Annotated in this window: 19 protein-coding genes; 11 read left to right on the forward strand and 8 right to left on the reverse strand. The window is 67.8% G+C overall.

Features of this window, described 5'->3' with window-relative positions:
- Positions 1-18: 18 nt before the first annotated feature.
- Entirely contained in the window at positions 19-363 is a 345-nt protein-coding gene (locus EPL00_RS17820) for a KTSC domain-containing protein (RefSeq protein WP_135854202.1), read from the forward strand.
- A 29-nt stretch (positions 364-392) separates the two neighbouring features.
- On the opposite strand, the gene rtcA is transcribed toward EPL00_RS17820, so the two are convergent.
- Positions 393-1,550, reverse strand: coding sequence for an RNA 3'-terminal phosphate cyclase (gene rtcA, locus EPL00_RS17825; RefSeq protein ID WP_135854201.1), 1,158 nt, complete (start codon positions 1,548-1,550; stop codon positions 393-395).
- A 167-nt stretch (positions 1,551-1,717) separates the two neighbouring features.
- Here rtcA and EPL00_RS17830 point away from each other — a divergent pair, with 167 nt between their 5' ends.
- From EPL00_RS17830 to EPL00_RS17840, 3 genes are all read left to right on the forward strand, one after another.
- Positions 1,718-1,960, forward strand: a complete 243-nt coding sequence (locus EPL00_RS17830; RefSeq protein WP_135854200.1) for a hypothetical protein — start codon at positions 1,718-1,720, stop codon at positions 1,958-1,960.
- Positions 1,961-2,030: 70 nt separating this feature from the next.
- On the forward strand, positions 2,031-3,440 hold the full coding sequence (locus EPL00_RS17835; RefSeq protein WP_135854199.1) for a glycerate kinase type-2 family protein: 1,410 nt from the start codon (positions 2,031-2,033) through the stop codon (positions 3,438-3,440).
- Between the two features lie 387 nt (positions 3,441-3,827).
- On the forward strand, positions 3,828-4,460 hold the full coding sequence (locus EPL00_RS17840) for a hypothetical protein (RefSeq protein WP_135854198.1): 633 nt from the start codon (positions 3,828-3,830) through the stop codon (positions 4,458-4,460).
- A gap of 59 nt (positions 4,461-4,519) precedes the next feature.
- Here the strand turns inward: EPL00_RS17840 and EPL00_RS17845 are convergent, their stop codons facing one another.
- Both EPL00_RS17845 and EPL00_RS17850 read right to left on the reverse strand, forming a co-directional pair.
- Positions 4,520-6,121, reverse strand: coding sequence for an HflX GTPase family protein (locus EPL00_RS17845; protein ID WP_135854197.1), 1,602 nt, complete (start codon positions 6,119-6,121; stop codon positions 4,520-4,522).
- Positions 6,122-6,507: 386 nt separating this feature from the next.
- Positions 6,508-6,843 carry a HalOD1 output domain-containing protein gene (locus EPL00_RS17850; protein ID WP_135854196.1) on the reverse strand — a complete coding sequence of 112 codons (336 nt, stop codon included), beginning with the start codon at positions 6,841-6,843 and terminating at the stop codon, positions 6,508-6,510.
- A gap of 431 nt (positions 6,844-7,274) precedes the next feature.
- On the opposite strand from EPL00_RS17850, the gene EPL00_RS17855 reads away from it, so the two are divergent.
- The 3 genes from EPL00_RS17855 (at position 7,275) to EPL00_RS17865 (ending at position 11,740) form a co-directional block, all read left to right on the forward strand.
- On the forward strand, positions 7,275-8,861 hold the full coding sequence (locus EPL00_RS17855) for an acetolactate synthase large subunit (RefSeq protein ID WP_135854195.1): 1,587 nt from the start codon (positions 7,275-7,277) through the stop codon (positions 8,859-8,861).
- A gap of 200 nt (positions 8,862-9,061) precedes the next feature.
- On the forward strand, positions 9,062-10,132 hold the full coding sequence (locus tag EPL00_RS17860; RefSeq protein ID WP_135854194.1) for a halocyanin domain-containing protein: 1,071 nt from the start codon (positions 9,062-9,064) through the stop codon (positions 10,130-10,132).
- A gap of 87 nt (positions 10,133-10,219) precedes the next feature.
- Positions 10,220-11,740 (forward strand): ATP-binding response regulator, encoded by a 1,521-nt coding sequence (locus tag EPL00_RS17865; RefSeq protein ID WP_135854193.1) that lies wholly within the window; start codon positions 10,220-10,222, stop codon positions 11,738-11,740.
- Between the two features lie 45 nt (positions 11,741-11,785).
- Here the strand turns inward: EPL00_RS17865 and EPL00_RS17870 are convergent, their stop codons facing one another.
- On the reverse strand, positions 11,786-13,183 hold the full coding sequence (locus EPL00_RS17870) for an NAD-dependent succinate-semialdehyde dehydrogenase (RefSeq protein WP_135854192.1): 1,398 nt from the start codon (positions 13,181-13,183) through the stop codon (positions 11,786-11,788).
- 219 nt (positions 13,184-13,402) lie between these two features.
- Here EPL00_RS17870 and EPL00_RS17875 point away from each other — a divergent pair, with 219 nt between their 5' ends.
- Both EPL00_RS17875 and EPL00_RS17880 read left to right on the forward strand, forming a co-directional pair.
- A complete protein-coding gene (locus EPL00_RS17875; protein WP_135854191.1) occupies positions 13,403-14,668 on the forward strand; it encodes an ABC transporter permease in 1,266 nt (421 codons plus the stop codon).
- Between the two features lie 416 nt (positions 14,669-15,084).
- Positions 15,085-16,710, forward strand: a complete 1,626-nt coding sequence (locus tag EPL00_RS17880) for an ArnT family glycosyltransferase (RefSeq protein WP_135854190.1) — start codon at positions 15,085-15,087, stop codon at positions 16,708-16,710.
- A gap of 27 nt (positions 16,711-16,737) precedes the next feature.
- Here the strand turns inward: EPL00_RS17880 and EPL00_RS17885 are convergent, their stop codons facing one another.
- A complete protein-coding gene (locus tag EPL00_RS17885; protein WP_135854189.1) occupies positions 16,738-17,910 on the reverse strand; it encodes a tubulin/FtsZ family protein in 1,173 nt (390 codons plus the stop codon).
- A 364-nt stretch (positions 17,911-18,274) separates the two neighbouring features.
- On the opposite strand from EPL00_RS17885, the gene EPL00_RS17890 reads away from it, so the two are divergent.
- Positions 18,275-19,171 carry a hypothetical protein gene (locus EPL00_RS17890; RefSeq protein ID WP_135854188.1) on the forward strand — a complete coding sequence of 299 codons (897 nt, stop codon included), beginning with the start codon at positions 18,275-18,277 and terminating at the stop codon, positions 19,169-19,171.
- 9 nt (positions 19,172-19,180) lie between these two features.
- Here EPL00_RS17890 and EPL00_RS17895 read toward each other — a convergent pair whose 3' ends face one another.
- The 3 genes from EPL00_RS17895 to EPL00_RS17905 form a co-directional block, all read right to left on the reverse strand.
- Complete coding sequence (locus EPL00_RS17895; RefSeq protein ID WP_135854187.1) at positions 19,181-19,417, reverse strand: Rdx family protein; 237 nt, start codon at positions 19,415-19,417, stop codon at positions 19,181-19,183.
- Between the two features lie 414 nt (positions 19,418-19,831).
- Complete coding sequence (locus EPL00_RS17900; RefSeq protein WP_135854186.1) at positions 19,832-20,380, reverse strand: Ntn hydrolase family protein; 549 nt, start codon at positions 20,378-20,380, stop codon at positions 19,832-19,834.
- Positions 20,381-20,471: 91 nt separating this feature from the next.
- Positions 20,472-20,675: a hypothetical protein gene (locus EPL00_RS17905; RefSeq protein WP_162224256.1), complete on the reverse strand. Its 204-nt coding sequence runs from the start codon at positions 20,673-20,675 to the stop codon at positions 20,472-20,474.
- A 121-nt stretch (positions 20,676-20,796) separates the two neighbouring features.
- Here EPL00_RS17905 and EPL00_RS17910 point away from each other — a divergent pair, with 121 nt between their 5' ends.
- Positions 20,797-21,336, forward strand: a complete 540-nt coding sequence (locus tag EPL00_RS17910) for a metal-dependent hydrolase (RefSeq protein WP_162224257.1) — start codon at positions 20,797-20,799, stop codon at positions 21,334-21,336.
- Positions 21,337-21,433 lie beyond the last annotated feature (97 nt).

The following is a 21,433-nucleotide window of genomic DNA, read 5'->3' on the forward strand; positions in this document are numbered from 1 at the left end:
CGGCGTCGTACGACCGGCATGAAAGCCATCACGGTCGAGGGCGACCGAATCGAGTGCGACCAACTGGAGGAGGGCCGCCACGGCGTCCTCCTCTCGCACGCCGACCGACTCGTCGGCTACGTCCCCTACGAGCGACTGGCGCGGGTCGCCGAGACCCGGACCCCGGTCGCGTCGAGTTCCGTCCGGTCCATCGGCTACGACGCCGACGAGAACGTGCTGGAAATCGAGTTCCAGAGCGGCGGCATCTACCGCTACGCCGACGTGCCCCGCTCGACGTACGAGGAGTTCCTGAGCGCGCGCTCGCAGGGGTCGTACTTCCACGAGAACGTGCGCGGGCAGTACGACTACCACCGAGTCAGGTAGGTCTCCGAGTCGGATGGCTCGGTCGGCGGTCAGTCCCCGCCGCTCGGCGCGGTCAGCACGGGCGGCCCGTCGCCGTCCTCCTCGATTCGGACCTCGAAGCCGAACTCGCCCACGAGGTCCACGCAGGTCCGGACGTGACCCGTCACCGCGGGAATCGCCACGCGGCCGCCAGCCAGCGCGAGGACGACGACGAGTTGGTCGGCGGTGTGGGCGTCCACCGCGGGCGCGACCGCGGCCGAGTCGTACTCCTCGACTCGCCTTCGAAATTCGACCGCCCGCGCGGCCGCCTCGCGGCCGACCGCCTCGGCGGGCTTGCCCTTCTCGCCCAAGGCGTCGAACCCGACCGTCGTCTCCTCGTAGTCCAGCACGACCGCGAGCGCCGACCCCGGCGAGGAGGTCGCGACCGACGAGTGGGTCTCCTCGGTGACGGAAACCTCGTCGGGAACGGTGGCACCGTCGCCCGCGCGCAGGCGCTCTCTCGCGCTCGCGGCCTGCCGCGCGGCCACGTCGGCGTCCGCGAGGTCGGCCGACTCCTTCGAACGGACGCGAACGCCGCGGAGGTCGCCGGGCGCGGTCAGGTCGAGTGCCGTCAGGTCGGACCGCGCGGCGGGCGCGAGCCAGAGGGTCGCCTCGCCGCCGCCCGCGGGGAAGAAGCCGGTCCGGTCGCACTCGACGGTCGCCAGCAGGCCCGCCTCCCGGACCAGCGGGAGTTTGACCCGGCGGTAGTGGGCCATCGAGGGCGACCACTTCACGTCGGTCCCGCCGGTCGCGGTGACGGCGAGCGGGCGGTCGAGAGCGACCGCGACCGGCAGGAGCGCGTCGAACAGCAGGGTGGCGCTCCCCGCGGTGCCGATGTCCACCTCGACGCGGCCGCCGTCGAACGTCGTTCGACGGGATTCGCGCTCGGCGGACTCGCGCTCACCGCCCGTCGGCGACCCCGGCCGGAAGGTTAGCTCCTCGGCCCCCTGCTCCGCGCCCTCGACCGCGGCGTCACAGACTTCGGCCGCGGCCCGGACCGCCGCGAGGTGCTGTGGCTTGAGGCCGGGCGTGGGTCGGTCGCCCCGAACGTTCGTCATCCGGAACGGTTCGTCGGCGACCATCGAGAGCGCGAGCGCGGTCCGGACCAGTTGGCCGCCGCCCGCCGCGCCGTCGAGTTCGAGCAGTCGGTCGTCCGCGTTCTCGGTCATACAGACGGGTTCTCCGGGACGGTCGGTCAAGTCTTCGGTCCGCCTCGATTCCCACGACATCGGCCGTTTCGCTCGCGGGGAGCGCGACCGGGAGTCACGTTCTCGGAGAGTGGCAGATAGAGCAACGATTAGGACTCCTCGCGGCGTATCCGTGGTCGTGTGAGAATATGACAACCGAACGAATCCGCGGGCGGACCGCTCGGCGGCGCGTGAACCGGATGCGTGAACTCGAAGGCAGGGTCGAGCGACTGGAGGAGGAACTTCGCTGGCTCCGGCGCGCGGTCGAAGCGAACGGCGAGCGCGTCGGAGCGAAAGCGGTCGGCCGGTGTCCGAACTGTGGCGAGGGCCTGCTGTCCGCCAGCGGGAGCGAGTTGCGGTGTTCGAGTTGCGGCTACGCCAAGTTCCTCTGAGCGGGCGCTCCGCCGACTCGGGAGCGACGCGGGACCGAGATTTATGCGCCCCGCCCGCGAATCGCCGACGATGATACGGAACCGCGACGAGTTGTTGGCCGACCGTCGGGCCGGTTCGGTCCGGGACCTCGCGCTCGATTGCGTCGAGGAGGCCCTCGCGGCCGCCCGGCCCGACCGAATGGTCCGGGGGGCGGTCGCCCTCGACGCGAGCGCACGGCTCTCGGTCGCGGGCGAGACGTTCGACCTCGGCGACTACTCGGAGGTGGTCGTCCTCGGCGGCGGCAAGGCGGCGGTCGGGGCGGCGAGCGCCCTCGAAGCCCTCCTCGGCGAGCGCATCGACCGCGGCGCGGTCGTGACCGACGACGCCGACGGTGCCGACGCGCTGGACCGAATCGACGTGCGCGAGGCCGACCACCCGGTGCCCAGCGAGCGCGGCGTCGAAGCGGCGGCGGAACTCCTCGACCTCGCCGACGCGGCCGCCGAGGAGACTCTGATTCTGGCGGTCGTGACCGGCGGCGCGAGCGCGCTCCTCCCGGCTCCGGCCGACGGTCTCTCGCTGTCGGACCTGCGAGCGACCACGACCGCGCTACTGGAGAGCGGCGCGACCATCGAGGAGATAAACGCGGTCCGCAAGCACTCTTCGGCGCTGAAGGGCGGCCGACTCGCCGAGCGCGCGGCCCCCGCGACGGTGGTCGGACTCGCCCTGAGCGACGTGGTGGGCGACGACCTCGCTGTCGTCGGGAGCGGCCCGCTCTCGCCCGACGACTCGACGTACGGCGACGCGCTCGCGGTGCTGGACCGCTACGGAATCGACGCGCCCGCGGCGGTTCGCGAGCGATTGGCGTCGGGCGCGCGAGGAGCGATTCCGGAGACGCCCAAGCCCGGCCACCCCGCGTTCGAGCGCGTCTCGGTCCGCGTCGTCGGTGGCAACCGCACCGCGCTCGACGCCGCGGCCGGGGCCGCCAAGGAGGCCGGTTTCGACCCGACGATTCTCTCGTCGCGAGTCCGGGGCGAGGCCCGCGAGGCGGCCAAGACCCACGCCGCGGTAGCCGAGGAGGTCCGGGCCACGGGCGACCCGGTGGAGGCTCCCGCGGTTCTCCTCTCGGGCGGCGAGACGACGGTGACAGTCCGGCGCGAGGGGACGGGCGGCCCGAATCTGGAGTTCGCGCTCTCGTGGGCGCTGGACCTTGACGCCTCGGCCGACGCGCCGGTCGCGCTCGCCGTGGTGGACACCGACGGCCGCGACGGCGGGACCGACGCGGCTGGCGCGCTCGTGGACGCCGGAACCGTGAGCGACTTCGCGGACGAGAACACCGAGGCCATCCGGCCCGAGACCGCCCGCGACGCGCTGGCCGCCAACGACGCGCTCGCGCCGCTCGCGGACGCCGACTGCGCGATTCGCACCGGCGCGACGGGGACGAACGTCAACGACCTCCGGGTGCTGGTCGTCGGTGGCGACGGCGACGAATCTGGAAGCTAGATATGTCATAGTTTCTTTGAAAATTATATACCTATGTTTAGCACATCTATGTCTGTCCAGACGCCAAGTAGCCGGGAGTCCGCGGTGCGGACTCCCCGCCGACGCTCGACTCGACGGACCGCGCGCGAACGCTCGTCCGGCCGAACCACCGGACGCGCTCGGCGAACCGTCCGCCGTGGTGGGACGAAGGGGCCGCCCGCTCGCGTTCAGTTCAGTCGCCGAGCGACCCCTCTCCGACGCAACTACGTCCGTCGGAGATGTCGGTCAGCGGCCGCGAGCGGGCGGGGGCTTCGGAAGCGACGTAGTTCGTCACCTCGACTGCGGAGTCGCTTCCCGGCAGTTGTACCCCGCAAACTTTCAAGTCCCGGACACGCGTACAATCGACCGATGTCACTCATCGAGCGACTGCTCGGCGACGGCGACGACGAGGAGAACCGAATTGCCGACGCCCGTCAAGCGGCCGACGACGCGCTCCAGAATGCCCTCGACCCGGAGGCCTACGGCATCGAGGAGGCGGCCGTGACCGGCGTCGCGGTGGTCAACGAAGGCCCAGACGAGGAGCCGGTCACCGTGCCAATCGCGCGCTTCTCGCTCGGCGAGGACGTGGAGGACCCCGACTTCGAGACGGTGTGGCGACTCGTCGGCGAGGCCATTGACGCGCTCGAACCGGCCTTCGATGAGGTGTTTGTGCGCCACTACGACGTGCAGTTCACCTTCGACGGCGACGAGCTGTTCGAGGCCGAGGAGTGTCGCCGCGTCGCGGTCTCGACCGACCTCGCCGACCGGTTCGCCTCCGACGCTGGTTTCGGCGTCGCGGACCTCCGCGAGGAGATGGAACGACGCCACGACATCGACGACGAAATCGCCCCCGTTGCGTGGGGCGAGTGCAAGGACTACAGCCAGAACGGCGGGATGGCGGTCGTCGCCGCGAGTTCGGCCGCGAGCGCCAGCGCCGCGAGTTGCGCCGGTGCGGGTGCCGGGGCCGCTGGCTGTGGCGGCGCTGGCGCGGGCGGGATGTAGGTCGCGCTTCCCTCCTCGCGTTCTCTCCTACTCGCTTTCTTTTCCCTCCGCGTTCTCTCCTACTCGCTTCCTCCACCGCCCGCTTCGCGTTCGAGGTCTGCCGCCCTCGATTTCGCTCGTTTCAGTACCGACTCCTTCGCCGCGAACTCGATTGCTACCTCGTCACTCCGGTAGGTCACGTCGGCCACGTCGGTGCGGTCGTAGAGCCACGAGACCAGACTCATCGCGTCGTCGCCGTTCGGGAGGAGAAGGGTCTCCTCGCGCAGGTCCGGCAGGGCGTCGGCGACCGCCGCACCGAGCGCGTCCACGTTCTCGCCTTCGACCGCGCTGACCGCGAGGCAGTCGGCGAGGTCCACCGCCGCGTCCGCCGCGACTTCGGCGGCGACCTCCTCGCGCGCTTCCAGTTCCTCGTCGTCCAGCAGGTCGGCCTTGTTCAGCGCCGCGACGACCGGCGGGTCCGCGGACTCCTCGCTGGCTCCGTCCTCGTCGCTGGCTCCGTCCTCGTCGCTGGCTCCGTCCTCGTCGCTGGCTCCGTCCTCGTCGCTGGCTCCGCCCTCGTCGCTCCCCAGCAGGTCGAAACTCGTCGCCAGTTTCCGGCGCAACTCGGCGGGCGGGTCGCTCGCGTCGGCGACCAACACCACGCAGTCGGCCGAGTCGGTCGCCGAGAGCGTGCCGTGGAACGACTCGACCAACTCGTGGGGCAGGTCGTCCACGAACCCCACGGTGTCGGTGGCGAGCGTCCGTCGCCCCTCGACGGTCGCCCGGCGCGTCGTCGTGTCGAGGGTCTTGAACAGTCGGTCCTCGATTTCCGCGGTGCCGTCGAGGTCGGCGTGGTCGGTAGCGTCGTCGGCGCGTTCGGTGGCGTCGTCCGTGCGTTCGGTGGCGTCGTCCGTGCGTTCGCCGTCCGTCTCGCCCTCGTAGTTGAGGTCGTCGGCGAGTCGGTGCAGGAGCGTGGACTTGCCCGCGTTGGTGTAGCCCGCCAGCGCGACGAACTCGAAACCCTCCTCGCGCCTGCGCTCGCGCCGGGTCGCCGCGTCGTCGGATAGCGCGGCGAGCTTGCGATTCAGTTCGTCTATCCGGTCGAGTACGTCGTAGTACCGCGTTCCCGACTCGGTGAACTTGTTCATCGCCTGTTCGTCCGCGTTCTCGCGGATGCGCGGCAGATGCCACTCCAACTTCGCGCGCTCGACTTGCAGGCTCGCGCGCTTGCTCCCGGACTGCTCCTCGAAGATGTCGAGGACGAGGCGGTGGCGGTCCAGCACCTCGGTCCCGTCCGGGCACAGGTCGGCGAGTTCGACCGTCTGAGTCGGCGTGAGTTCGTTGTCGAAGACCACGGCGCTCGCGCCGGTCGCCGCGACCGTTTCGGCTAGCTCCTCGGCTTTCCCTCTGCCGAACTGGAGGGCCGAGTCCGGCCGCCGGGTCTGGGTTCGCTCGGCGACGACCTCGTAGCCCGCGGCCGCGGCCAGTTTCCGGATTTCGGTCGTGTCCGGCGCTCGGTCGCCACTGGTCCGCTTGGCGACCACGGCGGTCCCAGAGCGAGCGGGTGCGGTCGGTTGCCGGTCGGATTCGGTTCGGTCGGCGTCGTCTCGCGGGCGGCTCGGGTCGTTTTGCTGGCAATTCGCGTCGTCTCGTGTGAATTCCGTGTCGTCCTGAGATTGCATGACTGCTCGTGGGTGTCGGTCCTGCGTGGAATCGCAGGGTCGGTCGCTGGTCGCTACCCCGACTTCGGCGGCGGTCGCTACGCGGCGACACTATCGTGAACCGAACCGGACGACGCCCCGCGAACGAGGAGGTCGCGTGGAGAACGGAATCGACGGCGCGGAGAACGGAACCGACGAGGCGGAGAGCGGGACCGACGGCGCGGCGCGAGCGACGAGTTTTCACTCGACGCCACGGTGGCGACGGCGGACGGGTCGACTCGCGTTCGCGGACGTGCGTCCGGTCAACGACCGAGGAGAGAGAGCGTCATTCGACTGCTACTACTGTTGTTCGGTATCTGGGATAAAACCTCGGATGGATTGATGTTCGATAACATGCCTCGATCCGGTCAGTTCGACGGCGAGAGTTGTTTGCTCGGGAGCGTCCTGATGACGATGCGACCGAAGTCCTTGACCTGAATCTCGTACTCGTGGTAGGTGAACTCGACGACGGTGTCCCGACTGCGCGGCCCCGGTTTCGGTCGAAACATCTCGTCGAGCGCGTCCGGGTCCACGCTCGCGGCCTCGTACAGCGGGTCGAAGTCGGTCACGTCCCTGCCCGTCACCTCCATCAGCGCGAGCGCGACGGCGACGCTCGGCGGTTCGGACGGGTAGTCGTAGGTCGTCTGGTAGGTCCCGTTCTCCAAGTCGAAGTCGATGATTTCGCGCTTTCGTTCGAAGCTCATCCTCTGAACAGTGCGAACTACGAGAAAGTTCTTCAAACGGCGGGTCGTTTCCGACCTTCCCGTAGCGCAACGACGAGTTTAGACGGCGATAGACCGCGTTTACGTCCCGAATTCGGCTAATACGTCCCGACCGGAGCGTGGGCGTCAGGTCGGCATCCGGTCGGCGTTCGGACCGCGAGCGTCTCGCCGAAAGTCGGAGACGACAGTCGAGTAGCGGTCGTTTTCGCAAATGCAGTGGTCGCTAATTGCTCTTTAACCGCTTGATAAGCCGGAACGATTATTTTCCTCGTCGCCGAGGAGGGACCGCTCGGAGTCGGCGTTCGGGGTCCGTGACGGGACGCCCCCGCGTCGCGGCGAAACGGTTCGAAATCGCTCGGCGGGGTCCGAATCGGCAATGGAACCTATGAGGAGCGAACCCGTATTCGGGTTCCATGAACACCGCAGAGGTTCTGGTCGCGGGACTCGAACGCGAGGGCGTCGAGTACGTCTTCGGCCTGCCGGGCGAGGAGAACGAGGCGACGATGTTCGCGCTCCGGGACTCCGACATCACCTTCGTCCCGGTGCGCCACGAACAGGGCGCGGCCTTCATGGCCGACGTGTACGGCCGATTGACCGGCGACGCCGGGGTCTGTCTCTCGACGCTCGGACCGGGCGCGACCAACCTCCTGACGGGGGTCGCCGACGCCAACCTCGACAAGGCTCCGCTGGTCGCCATCACCGGACAGGGCGGCCTCGAAAGCCTCCACGTCGAGAGCCACCAGAAACTCGACGTGGTGGACATGTTCGCGCCGGTGACGAAGTGGAACGCCCAGATTTCGGACCCCGGCATCGTCCACGAGTCGGTCCGGAAGGCCTTCAAGACCGCCCAGCACGAGAAACCCGGCGCGACTCACCTCGAACTCCCCGAGGACGTAGCGTACGACGACTGCGACGTGCGCCCGATGGAGTCCCGCGGGCGCGTCCGCAGGCCCGAACCCGACGTGCCCTCGCTCGACCGCGTGCGCGACCTGCTGGCGGCGGCCGACCGACCCATCGTCATCGCGGGCAACGGCGCGGTCCGGACCGACGCCAGCGAGGAGTTACGGTCGTTCGCGGAGACCTACGACCTCCCGGTCGCGGCGACCTACATGGGCAAGGGCGCGGTGTCGGACGACGACGACCACTCCCTGCTCACGCTCGACTCGGGCGAACACGAGGAGGCCTCCGACGCCATCGAGTCGGCCGACCTCGCCATCACGGTCGGCTACGACATCGCCGAACACGACCCCGCCGACTGGAACCCCGACGCCGACACCACAATCGTCCACGTGGACAGCGAACCCGCCGAGGTGTACGAACACTACAACCCCGACGTGGAAGTCGTCGCCGACATCGCGGCGGCGGTCCGGAAACTCGACGCCTGCTGTGACGAAATCGACGCCACCTTCGAGACCGACTGGTACGACGACCTGCGCGAACACATCCTCGCCGACGTGACTCCCGACCGCGAGTCCGGCGACCCCTTCACGGTCCGAAAAGTCCTGCCGGTCCTCCGCGAGGAGATGGCCGACGACGACGTTCTCCTCTCGGACGTGGGGAGCCACAAGATGGCCATCGCGCAGAACTACCCGACCTACGAACCGAACACCTGCATCATCTCGAACGGACTCGCCTCGATGGGCATCTCGGTGCCCGGCGGTCTCGCGGCCGACCTCGCGGTGGATTCGAACGTCGTCGCCGCGACGGGCGACGGCGGGTTCATGATGAACGCCGCCGAGATAGAGACCGCGACCCGAATCGGCTGTGGCTACACGATTCTGCTGTTCTGCGACGACGAGTACGGTCTCATCACCGAGGAGCAGGTCGAACACCGCGGGGAACACTTCGGGACAGAACTCGCCAACCCGGACTTCCAGACGTTCGCCGAGAGCTTCGGTATCGAGGCGTACCGGCCCGACGACTGGCGGGAGTTGCACGACGCGCTCGAAACTGCGATTCCGAGCGACGAGATGTCGCTGGTCGAAGTCTCACTGGAGTAACGAGGCGCGATTCCGCCGAGCGACGACCGGCGACCGCGGCGGGACTCACCGGAACGACGACCTCGCCGGAACTCACCGGAACCCGCCGGAATTCGCCGAAACGACGACCCCACGTCACTCGCCCGAACACGTTCGACTCGATTTTCACCGGACGGGAACGGGAGCGGGTTTATATCCATCTTTCCGCGGAACGTCGAGATATGACGAACTCCGACATCTCCCGTTCCGGTGGCGCGTTGGACCGACGAACCTTCCTGAAGGGCGCGGCAGGCCTCGCGGGCGTCGCGGCCGTCGGCGCTGGCGCGAGCGCACCCGCGGCGGCCCAGTCGGCCTTCGGCGGGTGGTTCGAGAACGTGTCGAACTACGACGGCGTGGTGGATAAGACCGGCAACAGCGAGGTGACGGTAGAAGTCGGCGCGAAGGGCAACAACGGGAACTTCGCGTTCGGCCCGGCCGCTGTCCGGGTGGACCCCGGCACGACGGTCGTCTGGAAGTGGACCGGGAAAGGCGGGTCGCACAACGTCGTGGCCGAAAACGGCTCGTTCGAGAGTAAGATGACGGGCAGTTCGGGCCACACTTTCTCCCAAACCTTCGAGGAGAAGGGCATCTCGAAGTACGCCTGCACGCCGCACAAGGCGATGGGCATGAAGGGCGCTGTCGTCGTCGGAAGCGAGGCGGCCTCCGGGGCCGCGTCGAGTAGCGACTCCGCTGGCGACGGCGGCGGTTCCGGCGACTCCGACCAGTCGAGCGGTTCCGGCGGCTCCGGCGAGAAACTCGGCGACTGGCTGGGCGGCGTGTCGAACTACGAGGGCGTCGTGGACCTGACCGGCCGGTCGAAAGTGACGATAGAAGTCGGCGCGACGGGCAACAACGGGAACTTCGCGTTCGGTCCCGCGGCGGTCCGGGTGGACCCCGGCACGACGGTCGTCTGGAAGTGGACCGGCAAGGGCGGCAGTCACAACGTCGTCGCCGAAGACGGCTCCTTCGAGAGCGAGATGACGGGCAGTTCGGGCCACACCTTCGAACACACCTTCGAGGAGGCCGGACTCACCAAGTACGCCTGCACGCCCCACAAGGGGATGGGCATGAAGGGCGCGGTCGCGGTCGGGTCCGGGGCCGCCCCCGACGTGAAGTCGGTCCAGCCCGCGGGCGGGACCGGAGGCTCTGGTGAGTCGGACGTAGAGCGGAACCTGACGCTCGGGTTCGCCGCGGCGTTACTCGTCGGTCTCTTCGGCCTGCCGGTCGCCGAGATGCGTAAGCGAAAGGAGTAGCCGGAACGACCGGTCTCTCGTCGCGATTTTTTCGGCCGGACCCACCCCGAGGTTATATTACGACCGCCTCGGAAGCTTGCAGTCAGGATGACAGCAGGTCACGAGGACGCGGGCCTCTCCGTCCTCTACGTGGACGACGACGAGCATCTGCGGGAACTCGGTCGGACGTTTCTCGAACGCGCCGACGACGGACTGACCGTCGAAACCGTCCCCACGGCGGCGGCGGCTTTGGAGCGACTCGACGCTGGCGACTACGACGCGGTCGTCTCGGACTATCGCATGCCGGAGACCGACGGGTTGGAACTCTTGGAGACGGTGCGCGAGGAGCGCGACAGCGACGTGCCGTTCGTGATGTTCACCGGCCGCGGCAGAGAGGAGGTCGCGATGGACGCGCTGAACCTCGGCGCGGACCGGTACGTCCAGAAAGGTGGCGACCCGGACTCCCAGTACGACGTACTGGCAAACTCCGTCCGGCAGGCCGTCGAGTACCGCCGGGCCGAGGCCGCTCGCCGGGAGAACGAGCGCCGGTATCGGTCGCTGTTCGAGAGCAATCCGATGGTGTTCTGGGTCGAGGACTTCTCGGGCGTGAAGGCCCGTCTCGACGAGACGGCGGGGGACGTGGACGATTTGGAGGCGTATCTCGACCGGAACGCGGCGGAAGCCAGCCGGTTGTTGGACGAGGTTCGCATCATCGACGTGAACGAGAACGCCTTGGAGTACTACGGCGCGGCGAGCAAGCGCGAACTGGTCGAGAACATGGACGCGCTGTTCACCGACGAGTCCTTCGAGGCGTACAAGTCGCTGATGGCGACCGTCGCCCGCGGCGAGACTCACTTCCGAACCGAGTCGGTGATGAAGACCCTCGACGGCGAGCGGAAACACGAACTCATGGAGGTCAATGTCCCCGACGAGTACGCCGACGACTACTCGCGGGTGTACGTCACCATCACCGACATCACCGACCGCGTGCGGGTCACGAACCGCGAGGCGTTTCTCCACTCGCTGTTGCGCCACGACGTGCGGAACAAAGAGCAGGTCGTCCACGGGAACCTCCAGCGACTCGCGGAGTTGGACCTCCCCGACGAGGCAACCGACTACGTGGCGACCGCGACCGAGACCGTCGAGGAGAGCATCGACATAATCGAGAAGGTCGGCACCCTCCTCCGGGCCGAGGAGGGCGAGGCGACCGAACTCGTCGCGCTCCGCCCGGCGGTCCGGTCGGCCGTCGAGAGCCACGCGGCCCGCGCCGAAGCGCGGGGCATCGGCCTCGACGTGACCGGCGACGCACCGCGGGTCGAGGCCGGGCCGCTGGTCGAAGAACTGTTCGACAACCTCGTCGCCAACGCGGTCGAACACGCGGACGCCGACCGGATTCGGGTCGAACTCGCCGACCGGCCGGACGGCGCGGTCGTCACCGTCGCGGACGACGGCGACGGGTTGCCGACCGACGACCCCGAGGAAGTCCTCGAACGCGGGTTCACGGCCGGGTCGAACGCGGGTGCCGGTCTCGGTCTCCACTTGGTCGCGACGGTGGCCGAGAGCTACGGGGGGCGCATCGAGGTCGGCGAGTCGGACCTCGGGGGCGCTCGGTTCGACGTGTATCTCTGAGAGACGCCCGGTCGCGCGACCGGGCGTCTCGTGAACCGGTGGGCGCTACTCTATCGTCACGTCTTCGTCGCTCGCGTCGGCTTCCTGCACCCAGACGGTCTTCTTGTTGACGAACTCCTCGATGCCGTGTTCGGCGAGTTCGCGGCCGTAGCCCGAGTCTTTCACGCCGCCGAAGGGGACGCGGGGGTCTGACTTGACGAGTTCGTTGACGAAGGTACACCCCGCGTCGATGCGGTGGGCGACGCGCTCGCCCCGCTCCAAGTCCTGCGTCCAGACCGACGCGCCGAGACCGAGGTGGGTGTCGTTGGCCAACTCGATGGCTTCCTTCTCGCTCTCGACTTCGAAGACGGCCGCGGCCGGACCGAAGACCTCCTCGCAGGCGGCCACCGAGTCACGGGGTACGTCCGTGAGGACCGTGGGCGGGTAGTAGTAGCCCTCGCGGTCGAGCGGTTCGCCGCCGAGTTCGAGCGTCGCGCCCTCCTCGACGGTTTGCTGGACCTGCTCGTGGAGGTCGTCCATCAGGTCCTCGCGGGCCTGCGGGCCGAGGTCGGTCCCGTCGTCTGTCGGGTCGCCGACCGTCAGGTCGTCCATCTCGGCGACGAAGGCGTCGAGCCACTCGTCGTACACGTCGGTGTGGACGACGAATCGCTTGGCCGCGATGCAGGACTGCCCGGCGTTGATGGTCCGGGCGGTCGCGCCGGTCTTCGCCGCGGACTCGATGTCCGCGTCGTCCAGCACGACGAAGGGGTCAGACCCCCCGAGTTCGAGGACCGTCTTCTTCAGGTTCTCGCCTGCGGTCTTGGCTACCGAGCGCCCCGCGCGGGCGCTCCCCGTGAGCGTGACCGCCTTCACGCGGTCGTCCTCGATGACTCCCGCCGCTTGGTCGGAGCCGATTATCAGCGACTGGAAGACGCCCTCGGGGTAGCCCGCCTCCTCGAAGACCTCCTGAATCGCCTCCGAACACCCCGGCACGTTCGAGGCGTGCTTGAGGAGACCGACGTTGCCCGCGGTCAGGTGGGGCGCGGCGAACCGGAACACCTGCCAGAACGGGAAGTTCCACGGCATGACCGCCAGAATCGGGCCGAGCGGTTCGTAGGACACCTTCGCCTCGGCGTGAGCGGGACCCGGCAGTCGCTCGGTCTGGAGGTGTTCGGCGGCGTTCTCGGCGTAGTAGTCACAGACCCACGCGCACTTCTGGACCTCCGAGCGGGCCGACGCCAGCGTCTTGCCCATCTCTCTGGTCATCAACTCGGCGTACTCGTCTTCCTTGTCTCGAAGCACCTCCCCGGCGTTCGCCAGCAACTGCTGGCGCTTCCTGATGGGAACGTCTCGCCACTCCTCGAAGGTCTCGGTGGCCCGGTCGAGCGCGGCCTCGACGTTCTCCTCGGAGTCGTCCGCAATCGGTTCGAGTGACTCGCCAGTGGCGGGATTGAGTCTGTCCATGACGTGCGCAGTTCGTCGCCCACCGGGTTGTACCTTCGGGTGACGGGACGGTCGAAGCGCCGCCGGGCGTCGGTGAAACGGACGAAACGGCCTTTCGAACGGCCTAAAACGCCGGTAACGCGGCGTTTCGGTTCGGGGGTTTTTGTCGCTGCTCGTCGTAACCGAACCACGGAAACCCGGCGGAGTCGGCGACCGGGAACGGGGGACCGGAGGAACACGATGAACGTCATCGAAGGGGCACGAATCAGTTGGCGCAACATCCGGGAACACAAGCTTCGCTCGACGCTGACGACGTTGGGGGTCATCATCGGCGTCGCGGCGGTCATCACCTTCGTCACGCTGGGCGCGAGCCTCCAACAGGACATCATCAGCACCGTCGCTGGCGGCAACGCCGCGACGATGTACGTGACCGCCCAGTCGCCCGGCGACAGTCGCGTGCCGTCGCTGGGCGGCGGTGGCGGGTCGGTCGTGTTCACTCAGCACGACGTGGAACAGATACGCCAGCTTCCGGGAGTGGAACTCGCGGCCCCGGAGAGCGGCATCGCCGCCTCGTCGGTCACCTACAACAACTCGACGGTCGGGAGACAGTTCATCACCGTCTCGTCGCCGGGCTACTTCCAAGTCCGGAACATCCAGTTCGTCTCGGGCAGACCGTACCGAACCGGCGAACAGGAGGTGGTGCTGAACCAACCCGCCGCCCGGATGTTCGGCGACAACGTGACCGTCGGGTCGAACATCTCGTTCACGCGGGCCGCGAGCAACGAACAGCTCAACGCGACGGTGGTCGGCATCGTGGAATCGACGGGCGGCGGCGAGGTCCTCGGGTTCAGTCAGGGGAGCGCCGACCCCCGAATCTACGCGCCGACCGAACCCTACTACCTGCGGACCTCCCGGAGTCCGACCACCCAACAGGAGCAGTTGGTCTACGGGCGTCTCCTCGTGAAAGCCGAGTCGGCGAGTCAGGTCGATGCGGTGCAGGGCCGGGTCTACAACTACCTCGGCCAGAACTCCGACGCGCGCCAGCTCAAGTCCCAGTCCTACCAGTTCGAGGTCACGACCCAAGACCAGATAATCGGGCAGGTCAAGCAGTTGACCAGCACGTTCACCGCCTACATCACCGGCATCGCGGTCATCTCGCTCATCGTCGGGTCCATCGGCATCGCCAACATCATGCTCGTGTCGGTCACCGAGCGGACCCGCGAAATCGGCATCATGAAAGCCGTCGGCGCGCAGAACCGCGACGTACTCCAGTTGTTCCTCGTCGAGGCGGTGATGCTCGGCGTCCTCGGGTCGGCGCTCGGCGCGGTCGTCGGCATCGCCGGCGGCTACGCGGGTGCCCAAGCAATCGGGCTTCCGCTGGCGTTTCAGCCAATCTGGTTCGTCGCCTCGGTGGCCGTCGGCGTCCTCGTCGGCGTCCTCGCGGGGCTCTACCCGGCGTGGGACGCGGCCCACACCGACCCCATCGACGCGCTCCGGTACGAGTAGACGATACCTCGGCGCAGAGGAGTCCCGGCCGGAGACCCAACCGTCGAGGCGCTAAAATGTTCGTTACCGGACACCTACGCCGTCTGGTGTGTCACCTTTTCTCGTTCCTACCGGGTCGGGTCTCGTCTCCTCGCGGTCGGAGCGGAGTCGGAGTCCCGTCGTCTCGCCGGTCGAGGGCGGTATCGGAGTCTCGACCCGATGCCTCGGAGCGGCCTCGTCTCGGCCGAAAGGTATTTGATTCGTTTCGAACCGTTCACGAGGAAACCCGCGGTTGAACGGCGGCCGCGACGAGTAACGACGCGGCCGATTTCGCTCCCGCTCGCGGCGGATTCGATAGCCACTGGATAACAAAGGGACCCCCGATACAAGGCCACGCCAAGACTAGCGCGTCCAATTGGACGCGAGGAGTCCGCTCTATGACCGAACAGAACGTCACACACGAGACGACGGTACGCGAAGAGGGTTGGAAACGGGAACTGATGTGGCTCGCGCCCGCGCTCCTGTCGGGAATCGTCCTCTTTTTAGTTTATCTGCGTTCGCACCCCTACCCCTCGTTCGGGGCCGGACTGTACCTCTTCATCGCCGAGCGCATCTCCGAGATGGGCTACGCGCTTCCGGAGACGATTCCCCACTACACCGAGGGCGGCGTCCCCTTCGCGTACCCGCCGCTGATGTTCTACGCGGTGGCGGCGATACGCGACCTGACCGGCGTAGACCCCATCGCCATCTCGCGGTTCCTGCCGGGTATCGTCACGCTGGCGTATCTGGTTCCGCTGTACCTGTTCGCCCGCGACCTGTTCGACTCCCGGCCGCAGGCCGCGCTGACGAGTCTGCTGGTCGCGGTGAGTCCGCCGGTCCTCCAGTGGCACATCTCGGCGGGCGGCATCGTCCGCGCACCGGCGTTCCTGTTCTCGCTGTCGGGCATCTACGCCGGACTGCGCCTCTACAAGTACCGGGACCGTCGGTGGGTCGTCCCCTCGCTCGTACTGTTCACGCTGACGGTTCTGACCCATCCCGTCTACACCGTCTTCTTCGCGCTATCGTACTTCCTGCTCTTTCTCCAGTTCGACCGGTCGCTCCGGGGACTCGTCCGGGGCGCGGTGGTCGGGTTCGGCGGCATTTTGCTGGCCGCGCCGTGGTGGACGCAGGTAATGGCCGCCCACGGTATCGACGTGTTCACGGGCGCGGCGGGCACGCACGGCGGGTTGGGCGGCGGCATCCCCTCGCTGTCGGCGCTCACGCACGTCAGCCTTCAGAACGTCTTCTTCGGGAGTCTGCTGTCGGTCCTGCCGCTGGTCGGGGCCGTCTACCTCCTGAAAGAGCGGCGGTTCTTCCTGCCGGTCTGGTTCGTCGCGGTGACGGCCGTCATCGGGAAGGCGCGCTTCTCGATGCTCGCCGGGTCGTTCATCACGGCGGTGTTCCTGCTGGAGGTGCTGGGGGTCCGTCTCAAGGAGCAGTCCCGGTTCGCCGTGGGTCGTCGCGGGGTCGTCACGGCCGCGCTGGTCCTGATAGCCACGGTCGGCATCGCCGGGAGCGCGATGTACACGACCGGCGACGTGGACGCCCACGCCGGGAGTCCGTCGCTCCCGCAGTTCGTGGACCACGACGACGTGGAGGCGATGGAGTGGGCCGAGCGCAACACGAAGCCGAGCGCCACCTTCGTCGTACAGGGTGACGCCGCCGAGTGGTTCCCACAGCAGACCCACCGGACGATGCTGGTCGGACCGTGGGGCGTCGAATGGAAGGGCCACGAGCCGTACACCCGCCAGTTGGGCCTGTTTCGGGGAGTCTCGTCGTGCAACAGCGCCCAGTGCATGAGCCACACGCTCTCGGAGGAGGGCGTCCACCCCGATTACATCTACCTGCCGAAAGGGGAGTTCACGGTCCGCGGGATGCAGTACCAGCGCACGAGCAAATTGGCGATGTCGATGCACCTCTCGCCGACGTACCGGACCGTCTTCGAGAACGACGGCGTCATCGTCTTCGAGGTAGTGGGCGGGCAGAACTCGGACGGGGATTCTTCCGGAGGAGGCAGCGCGTAACTCCGGAAAGCCGACTCGAAGAAAGATTCAGAACAGCGGGTCCAACTCGCCGTCGTCGTCCTCGATGAGGTCGGTCGTGTTCTGCTCGCTCTCGGCGCGAAGCTCGTCGATGTTGTCCTGCGTCTCGACGGCGACCTCCTGTAGCTCCTCGACGCGGGGCACCTCCGAGACGCCCGACAGGAGGACGACGCCCGCGACCTGCTCGGCCCCCTCGATGGGGTAGTCGCCGCCCCGGACCTCCATCGAGGAGGTCTGGTCTTCGAGCCATTTCCGACCTTTTTCGACGCCCTTGCGGTTCAGGTACTCGGGCGGTCCGCTGGCGACCAACAGCGACCGCTCGGCGCTGTCGATTTCGCAGGGCAGGGTGAGTCGCCCCAGTGCGGCCTTCCGAACCAGACTCGTGATGCGGTTGGTCGCGTGGGCCGAATCGACCGCCTCGGTCCCGTCGCTCTTGAACCGCGAGAGGAGACCGCCCGAGGGGTTGTCTACCTCCTCGGCCGCGTAGCCGATGGTCGAGACGCCACCGGTCGAGAGGGTGTTGATTATCTCGCTCGAATCCACGACGCTCTCCCCCACCGCCTCGTCGCCCTCAACCTCGCCCGCGCCGAAGAGGATGCCGAACCGCCGGACTATCTCCTCGTTGATGCGGTCGTAGCCCGCGCCGACGCTCTCGCCCGCCTCGCGCCACGCGTCGTTGTCGAAGACGAGGAGGTTGTCCACCTCGCGCACGAACGTCTGGAACGACCGCGCGGCGTTGAGCGTGTAGATGCCGCCCTCGTCGCGGCCCGGCAGGACGCCGAGTCCGTAGACCGGTTCGGTGTAGATGCGCTTGAGGTACTTCGCCAAGACCGGCGCGCCGCCCGACCCGGTGCCGCCGCCCATCCCCGCGACGAGGAGAAAGGCGTCCACGTCGTGAATCGGGACGTTGTCTATCGCGCCCTGCACCTCGTCGATGTCCTCCTCGGCGATTTCGGCCCCTAACTCGTTGTCCGCGCCGACGCCGTGGCCCTTCACGCGGGACTGACCGATGAGGACCTGATTCGACTCGGGCACGTGGTCCAAGCCCGCGAGGTCGGCCTTCGCGGTGTTGACCGCCACGGCCGACCGGACGGCCTCGCCGCCGGTCCGGCGGTCGTACTCGATGAACTTGTCCACGATTTTGCCACCGGCCTGTCCGAAGCCGACCATCGCCAACTTCATGCGAACTCCTCCGTCCCGTCGGTCAATCGGTGCCTGTCGCGATCGCTGGCGGCACCTGTAACTGTGACACTACCCCCGTACTGGCTGATACACATTCCGTAGCCCCCGAGGGGTAGACCACGCGGTCCGTGATAAATCCTCGACTCGGTTTTGTGGCGCGGGTGACACCTCGACTCGTCAGGAGATGCGTAACTCGGCGACTCGGCGTCTTCCGGCGTCTCGTCGGGGTTTCGGCGCGTCTCGGGCGCGCGACTCCGACCGTTCGAAACCTTCCGGGCACCGACAGGTAGAAATTACAGTCGGCGGACGTGACGACAGGCAGTAACTAAATGTCGCTCGACAGTGACGATGGACAGGGAAACCGATGACGCGAACAGTTCTAGCCTGCCTCCTCGTCCTCGGGGTGGTCGGTGCCGCGGTACCGCCGTCCTCGACTGCCCACGTCTCGAAACCGAACGCGTCGTTCACGACCCACTCCGCTGACGCAGGTGTGGCGTCACAGGCTCTCGTTTCGGACGCAGATGCCCCGTCGCAGGCGAACGCCACCGAGTTCCCGCCGGGCGTGAACGAATCGGGAATTACCGACCCGCTGGCGCTCGTGGATGCCCACCAGCGGGCGCTCGGAAACACCTCCTACACCGTCTCGACCAGCGCGACGTATCGCCGCCCGAACGGCACGCTGGTCGCACAGGAGTACACTGTCGTGCGGGTCGCACCCGGCGGCGACTCCTACTCCGCGGTCAGGACCCAGACGGTCGCAAACGATACGCGCTGGTTCGGCGGCGAACGCTCCCATCTCGCGGTCTGGGCGAACGAGACCGACGCCGTAGTCGCCGAGAAACCCTCCGGCGCGGAGACGACGTATCACTGGACGAGTCCGTCGCGGGTGAGGCTCGGCCCGACCTCGCAGTGGGAACGACTCTACGCTACGGTCGGGGCCGGTGACGCAGAAGTCGTCGGACAGGTCGAGCGCGACGGGACGACGCTGACCAAACTCGTCTCCACGCCCTCGCTCTGGTTCTCGAAAAACGAGACGGCCGACTCCGCCACGGCGAAGTTGCCGTCCGAGTTCACGGCACTGGTGGACTCGCAAGGCGTCGTTCGCTCGATGCAGACGCTCCGCCGGACGATTGTCGAAGACCGGCGAGTCGTCGTCACTCGAACGATTCGGGTGTCAGAGATGGGGAACACGACCGTCGAGCGTCCGGGGTGGTACCAGCAGGCGGCGGACAATCGGACGACGAGCGAGGGTCGGAGGTGAGCGTTCGGCTTACGCCGACACGCTCTCGCCGACTGAGGCCACGATAGCGTCCACGTCGAACTCGTCTTCCTCCTTGTCGAAGACCTCCTCGCCGTCGGCGCGCACCTCGAAGACGCCGCTGTCGCCCGTGACCAGCGCCACCGAGTCGAGTCGTTCGCCGTACTCCTCCAAGAGCGCGTGCTGTACGTCCTGTGCCCGGTCGAGCATCCCGCAGGGGACGCAGTACTCGATTTCGACCTGTGTCATGTTCGCTCGTGGGTAGGTGTCGGAGGGAGTTAAAAACCGGTGTGGAGGCGAGCGCGGGTGGGTTTCGAGTTCGAGGAAACCGCTGATCGCTCCTTCGGAGTCACCACGACAGTAGACAGCACCACGACAATAGACAGCACTTCAACAGTAGACAGCACTCCAACAGTAGACAGCACTCCAACAGTAGACAGCACTCCAACAGTGAACCGCACTGTCGCCGACAACGAGGAGTCACCGCAACCGCACTGCACCGCATCAGCCACACGCCTCCCCAACCGACTGCGTTTCTCGATCCACTGCGTTCCGCTCCGATACTCGTCCCTCGCGCGCTGATGGCGCGTCGCCCGCGGACGACGCGCCAGCGCGCGCCGGGTAGTTTGTCGAGCAATCGACTGCGGAGTCCAGTCGCGCCGACTACTCGCTTTCGAGTCGGTAGATGTCGATTTCCGCGCCGGTGTCCGTGTCGCGGTCGGCCGCGGCGTCGATGGCGTCGCGCGCGAGGTCTTCGGCCTTGTCCAACGACCGGTCCTCCTCGCGGCCGTCGAGGACGCCGAGGGCCAACTGCGCGCCCGACCCGAACGCGACCACCGCGTCGCCGAGGAGTCCCCCGTCGCTCCGGATGCCCCGAATCGAGGCCGACCCGTCCTCGTCGCGGGCCGCGACGACCGCTTGGACCGACTCCTCGTCGGCGAGTTCGCTGGCGCGCGTGGCGAGTCGGGTTAGTCCCATCTCCTCGCCGTGTTCGGTCTCGTGGGACTGGACTTCGGTTTCGAGCCTGCGCCGGAACTCGTCGATGCCGCCGGTGGTCCCGGCCCCCTCGCCGCCGACCGCCGCCGCGCCGACCGCGCCGAAGTCGAAGACGTGGGGCTTCTCGTCGCTAGCGACGGTGTCGCCCGCGGCGTGGCGTCGGTCCCCCGCCAGCACTGCGCCCTCCTCGGACTCTATCGCGACGATGGTTGCCATGTCCCGACGGACGGCGGCCGGTCGGAAGTGCGTTGTTGCCGGAGGGCCGACGCTCGAAACGCCGTCGGTCACTGTCTCGACGCGCTGTCGGTTACTGCTCGGCGTAGGTCCGGTAGGACCCCCACGCGAGCGACGCCACACCGACGGTCAACACGACCAGTCCGACGACGATGGGAACGACCGTCCCCGGAAGCGGCCCCGTCGCCGGGTTCAGTAGCATCGACCACACGGCGTACACCGCCAGCGTGACGCCGAGGATGGTCGCGAGGTGGTTGGCCGCGTGCTGTCGAGTCATGACGACGGTCCCGGCTTCGCCGTCCCGAAAAGTACGCTTTGGGGAGGTCCGCGGTGGCCGGTGGCCTCTTTTGGCTCCTCGACGTAGTACCGACCGAGAAGCGACCGATTTTCCTTCGACCATGTATCCCCTCGGCCACTTCGGCGTCGCGCTGCTGTTCACCGCGCCGATAGCCGCGGGGCTTCGCCCGCGGACGCAGACGGGGTTCACGTCGTACGCGCTAGCGGCGGCGTTGGTCCCGGACTTCGACAGGCACGTTCCCGGTCTCGTCCACCACGGAATCACGCACACGTTTGCCTTCGCCGCCGTCGTCGGTCTCGTCGGCGGCGTGGTCGCGTCGGTCGCAGTGGTGGTCTCCCGGCGGACGAGCGAGGAGGGCTTCGGAGACGAGTTCGACCCGGTGCGCGTCTTCGCGTTCGTCTCGCTTGGCTTCTTCGTCGGCACCGCCAGCCACGTCGTCGGCGACCTGCTCGTCCTCCTGCCGGGGACGAAACCGGTGAGTCCGCTCTGGCCGTTCAGCACCGAGACGTACCGCGTCGAGTTCCTCCGACTCGGGAATCCGGTCCGGAACGCGGTGTTCCTCGTCGTCGGCCTCGCGGGTCACGGCGTGGTCAGTTGGCGCGCGTCTCCCGACACCGGCAGGTCGCTCCGGACCGACTGATTCGTCGCGGACGCCCGACGACCGGGGTCCTCGTCGGGATTCGTCGTCCGGCCGCCGGTTCGTGCGCGTTTCGGTGGTACGTACGAACCGATTTCCC

Source organism: Halorussus salinus (assembly GCF_004765815.2).
GTDB classification, from domain to species: Archaea; Halobacteriota; Halobacteria; order Halobacteriales; family Haladaptataceae; genus Halorussus; species Halorussus salinus.

Bases quoted from the DNA above. Each gene is read 5' to 3' on its own strand.
- rtcA (WP_135854201.1), bottom strand. From the start codon at position 1,550: ATGACCGAGAACGCGGACGACCGACTGCTCGAACTCGACGGCGCGGCG.
- EPL00_RS17900 (WP_135854186.1), bottom strand. From the start codon at position 20,380: ATGGCAACCATCGTCGCGATAGAGTCCGAGGAGGGCGCAGTGCTGGCG.
- EPL00_RS17885 (WP_135854189.1), bottom strand. From the start codon at position 17,910: ATGAAGTTGGCGATGGTCGGCTTCGGACAGGCCGGTGGCAAAATCGTG.
- EPL00_RS17890 (WP_135854188.1), top strand. From the start codon at position 18,275: ATGACGCGAACAGTTCTAGCCTGCCTCCTCGTCCTCGGGGTGGTCGGT.
- EPL00_RS17850 (WP_135854196.1), bottom strand. From the start codon at position 6,843: ATGAGCTTCGAACGAAAGCGCGAAATCATCGACTTCGACTTGGAGAAC.
- EPL00_RS17840 (WP_135854198.1), top strand. From the start codon at position 3,828: ATGTCACTCATCGAGCGACTGCTCGGCGACGGCGACGACGAGGAGAAC.
- EPL00_RS17880 (WP_135854190.1), top strand. From the start codon at position 15,085: ATGACCGAACAGAACGTCACACACGAGACGACGGTACGCGAAGAGGGT.
- EPL00_RS17865 (WP_135854193.1), top strand. From the start codon at position 10,220: ATGACAGCAGGTCACGAGGACGCGGGCCTCTCCGTCCTCTACGTGGAC.
- EPL00_RS17835 (WP_135854199.1), top strand. From the start codon at position 2,031: ATGATACGGAACCGCGACGAGTTGTTGGCCGACCGTCGGGCCGGTTCG.
- EPL00_RS17855 (WP_135854195.1), top strand. From the start codon at position 7,275: ATGAACACCGCAGAGGTTCTGGTCGCGGGACTCGAACGCGAGGGCGTC.
- EPL00_RS17845 (WP_135854197.1), bottom strand. From the start codon at position 6,121: ATGCAATCTCAGGACGACACGGAATTCACACGAGACGACGCGAATTGC.
- EPL00_RS17905 (WP_162224256.1), bottom strand. From the start codon at position 20,675: ATGACTCGACAGCACGCGGCCAACCACCTCGCGACCATCCTCGGCGTC.
- EPL00_RS17910 (WP_162224257.1), top strand. From the start codon at position 20,797: ATGTATCCCCTCGGCCACTTCGGCGTCGCGCTGCTGTTCACCGCGCCG.
- EPL00_RS17895 (WP_135854187.1), bottom strand. From the start codon at position 19,417: ATGACACAGGTCGAAATCGAGTACTGCGTCCCCTGCGGGATGCTCGAC.
- EPL00_RS17875 (WP_135854191.1), top strand. From the start codon at position 13,403: ATGAACGTCATCGAAGGGGCACGAATCAGTTGGCGCAACATCCGGGAA.
- EPL00_RS17860 (WP_135854194.1), top strand. From the start codon at position 9,062: ATGACGAACTCCGACATCTCCCGTTCCGGTGGCGCGTTGGACCGACGA.
- EPL00_RS17870 (WP_135854192.1), bottom strand. From the start codon at position 13,183: ATGGACAGACTCAATCCCGCCACTGGCGAGTCACTCGAACCGATTGCG.
- EPL00_RS17820 (WP_135854202.1), top strand. From the start codon at position 19: ATGAAAGCCATCACGGTCGAGGGCGACCGAATCGAGTGCGACCAACTG.
- EPL00_RS17830 (WP_135854200.1), top strand. From the start codon at position 1,718: ATGACAACCGAACGAATCCGCGGGCGGACCGCTCGGCGGCGCGTGAAC.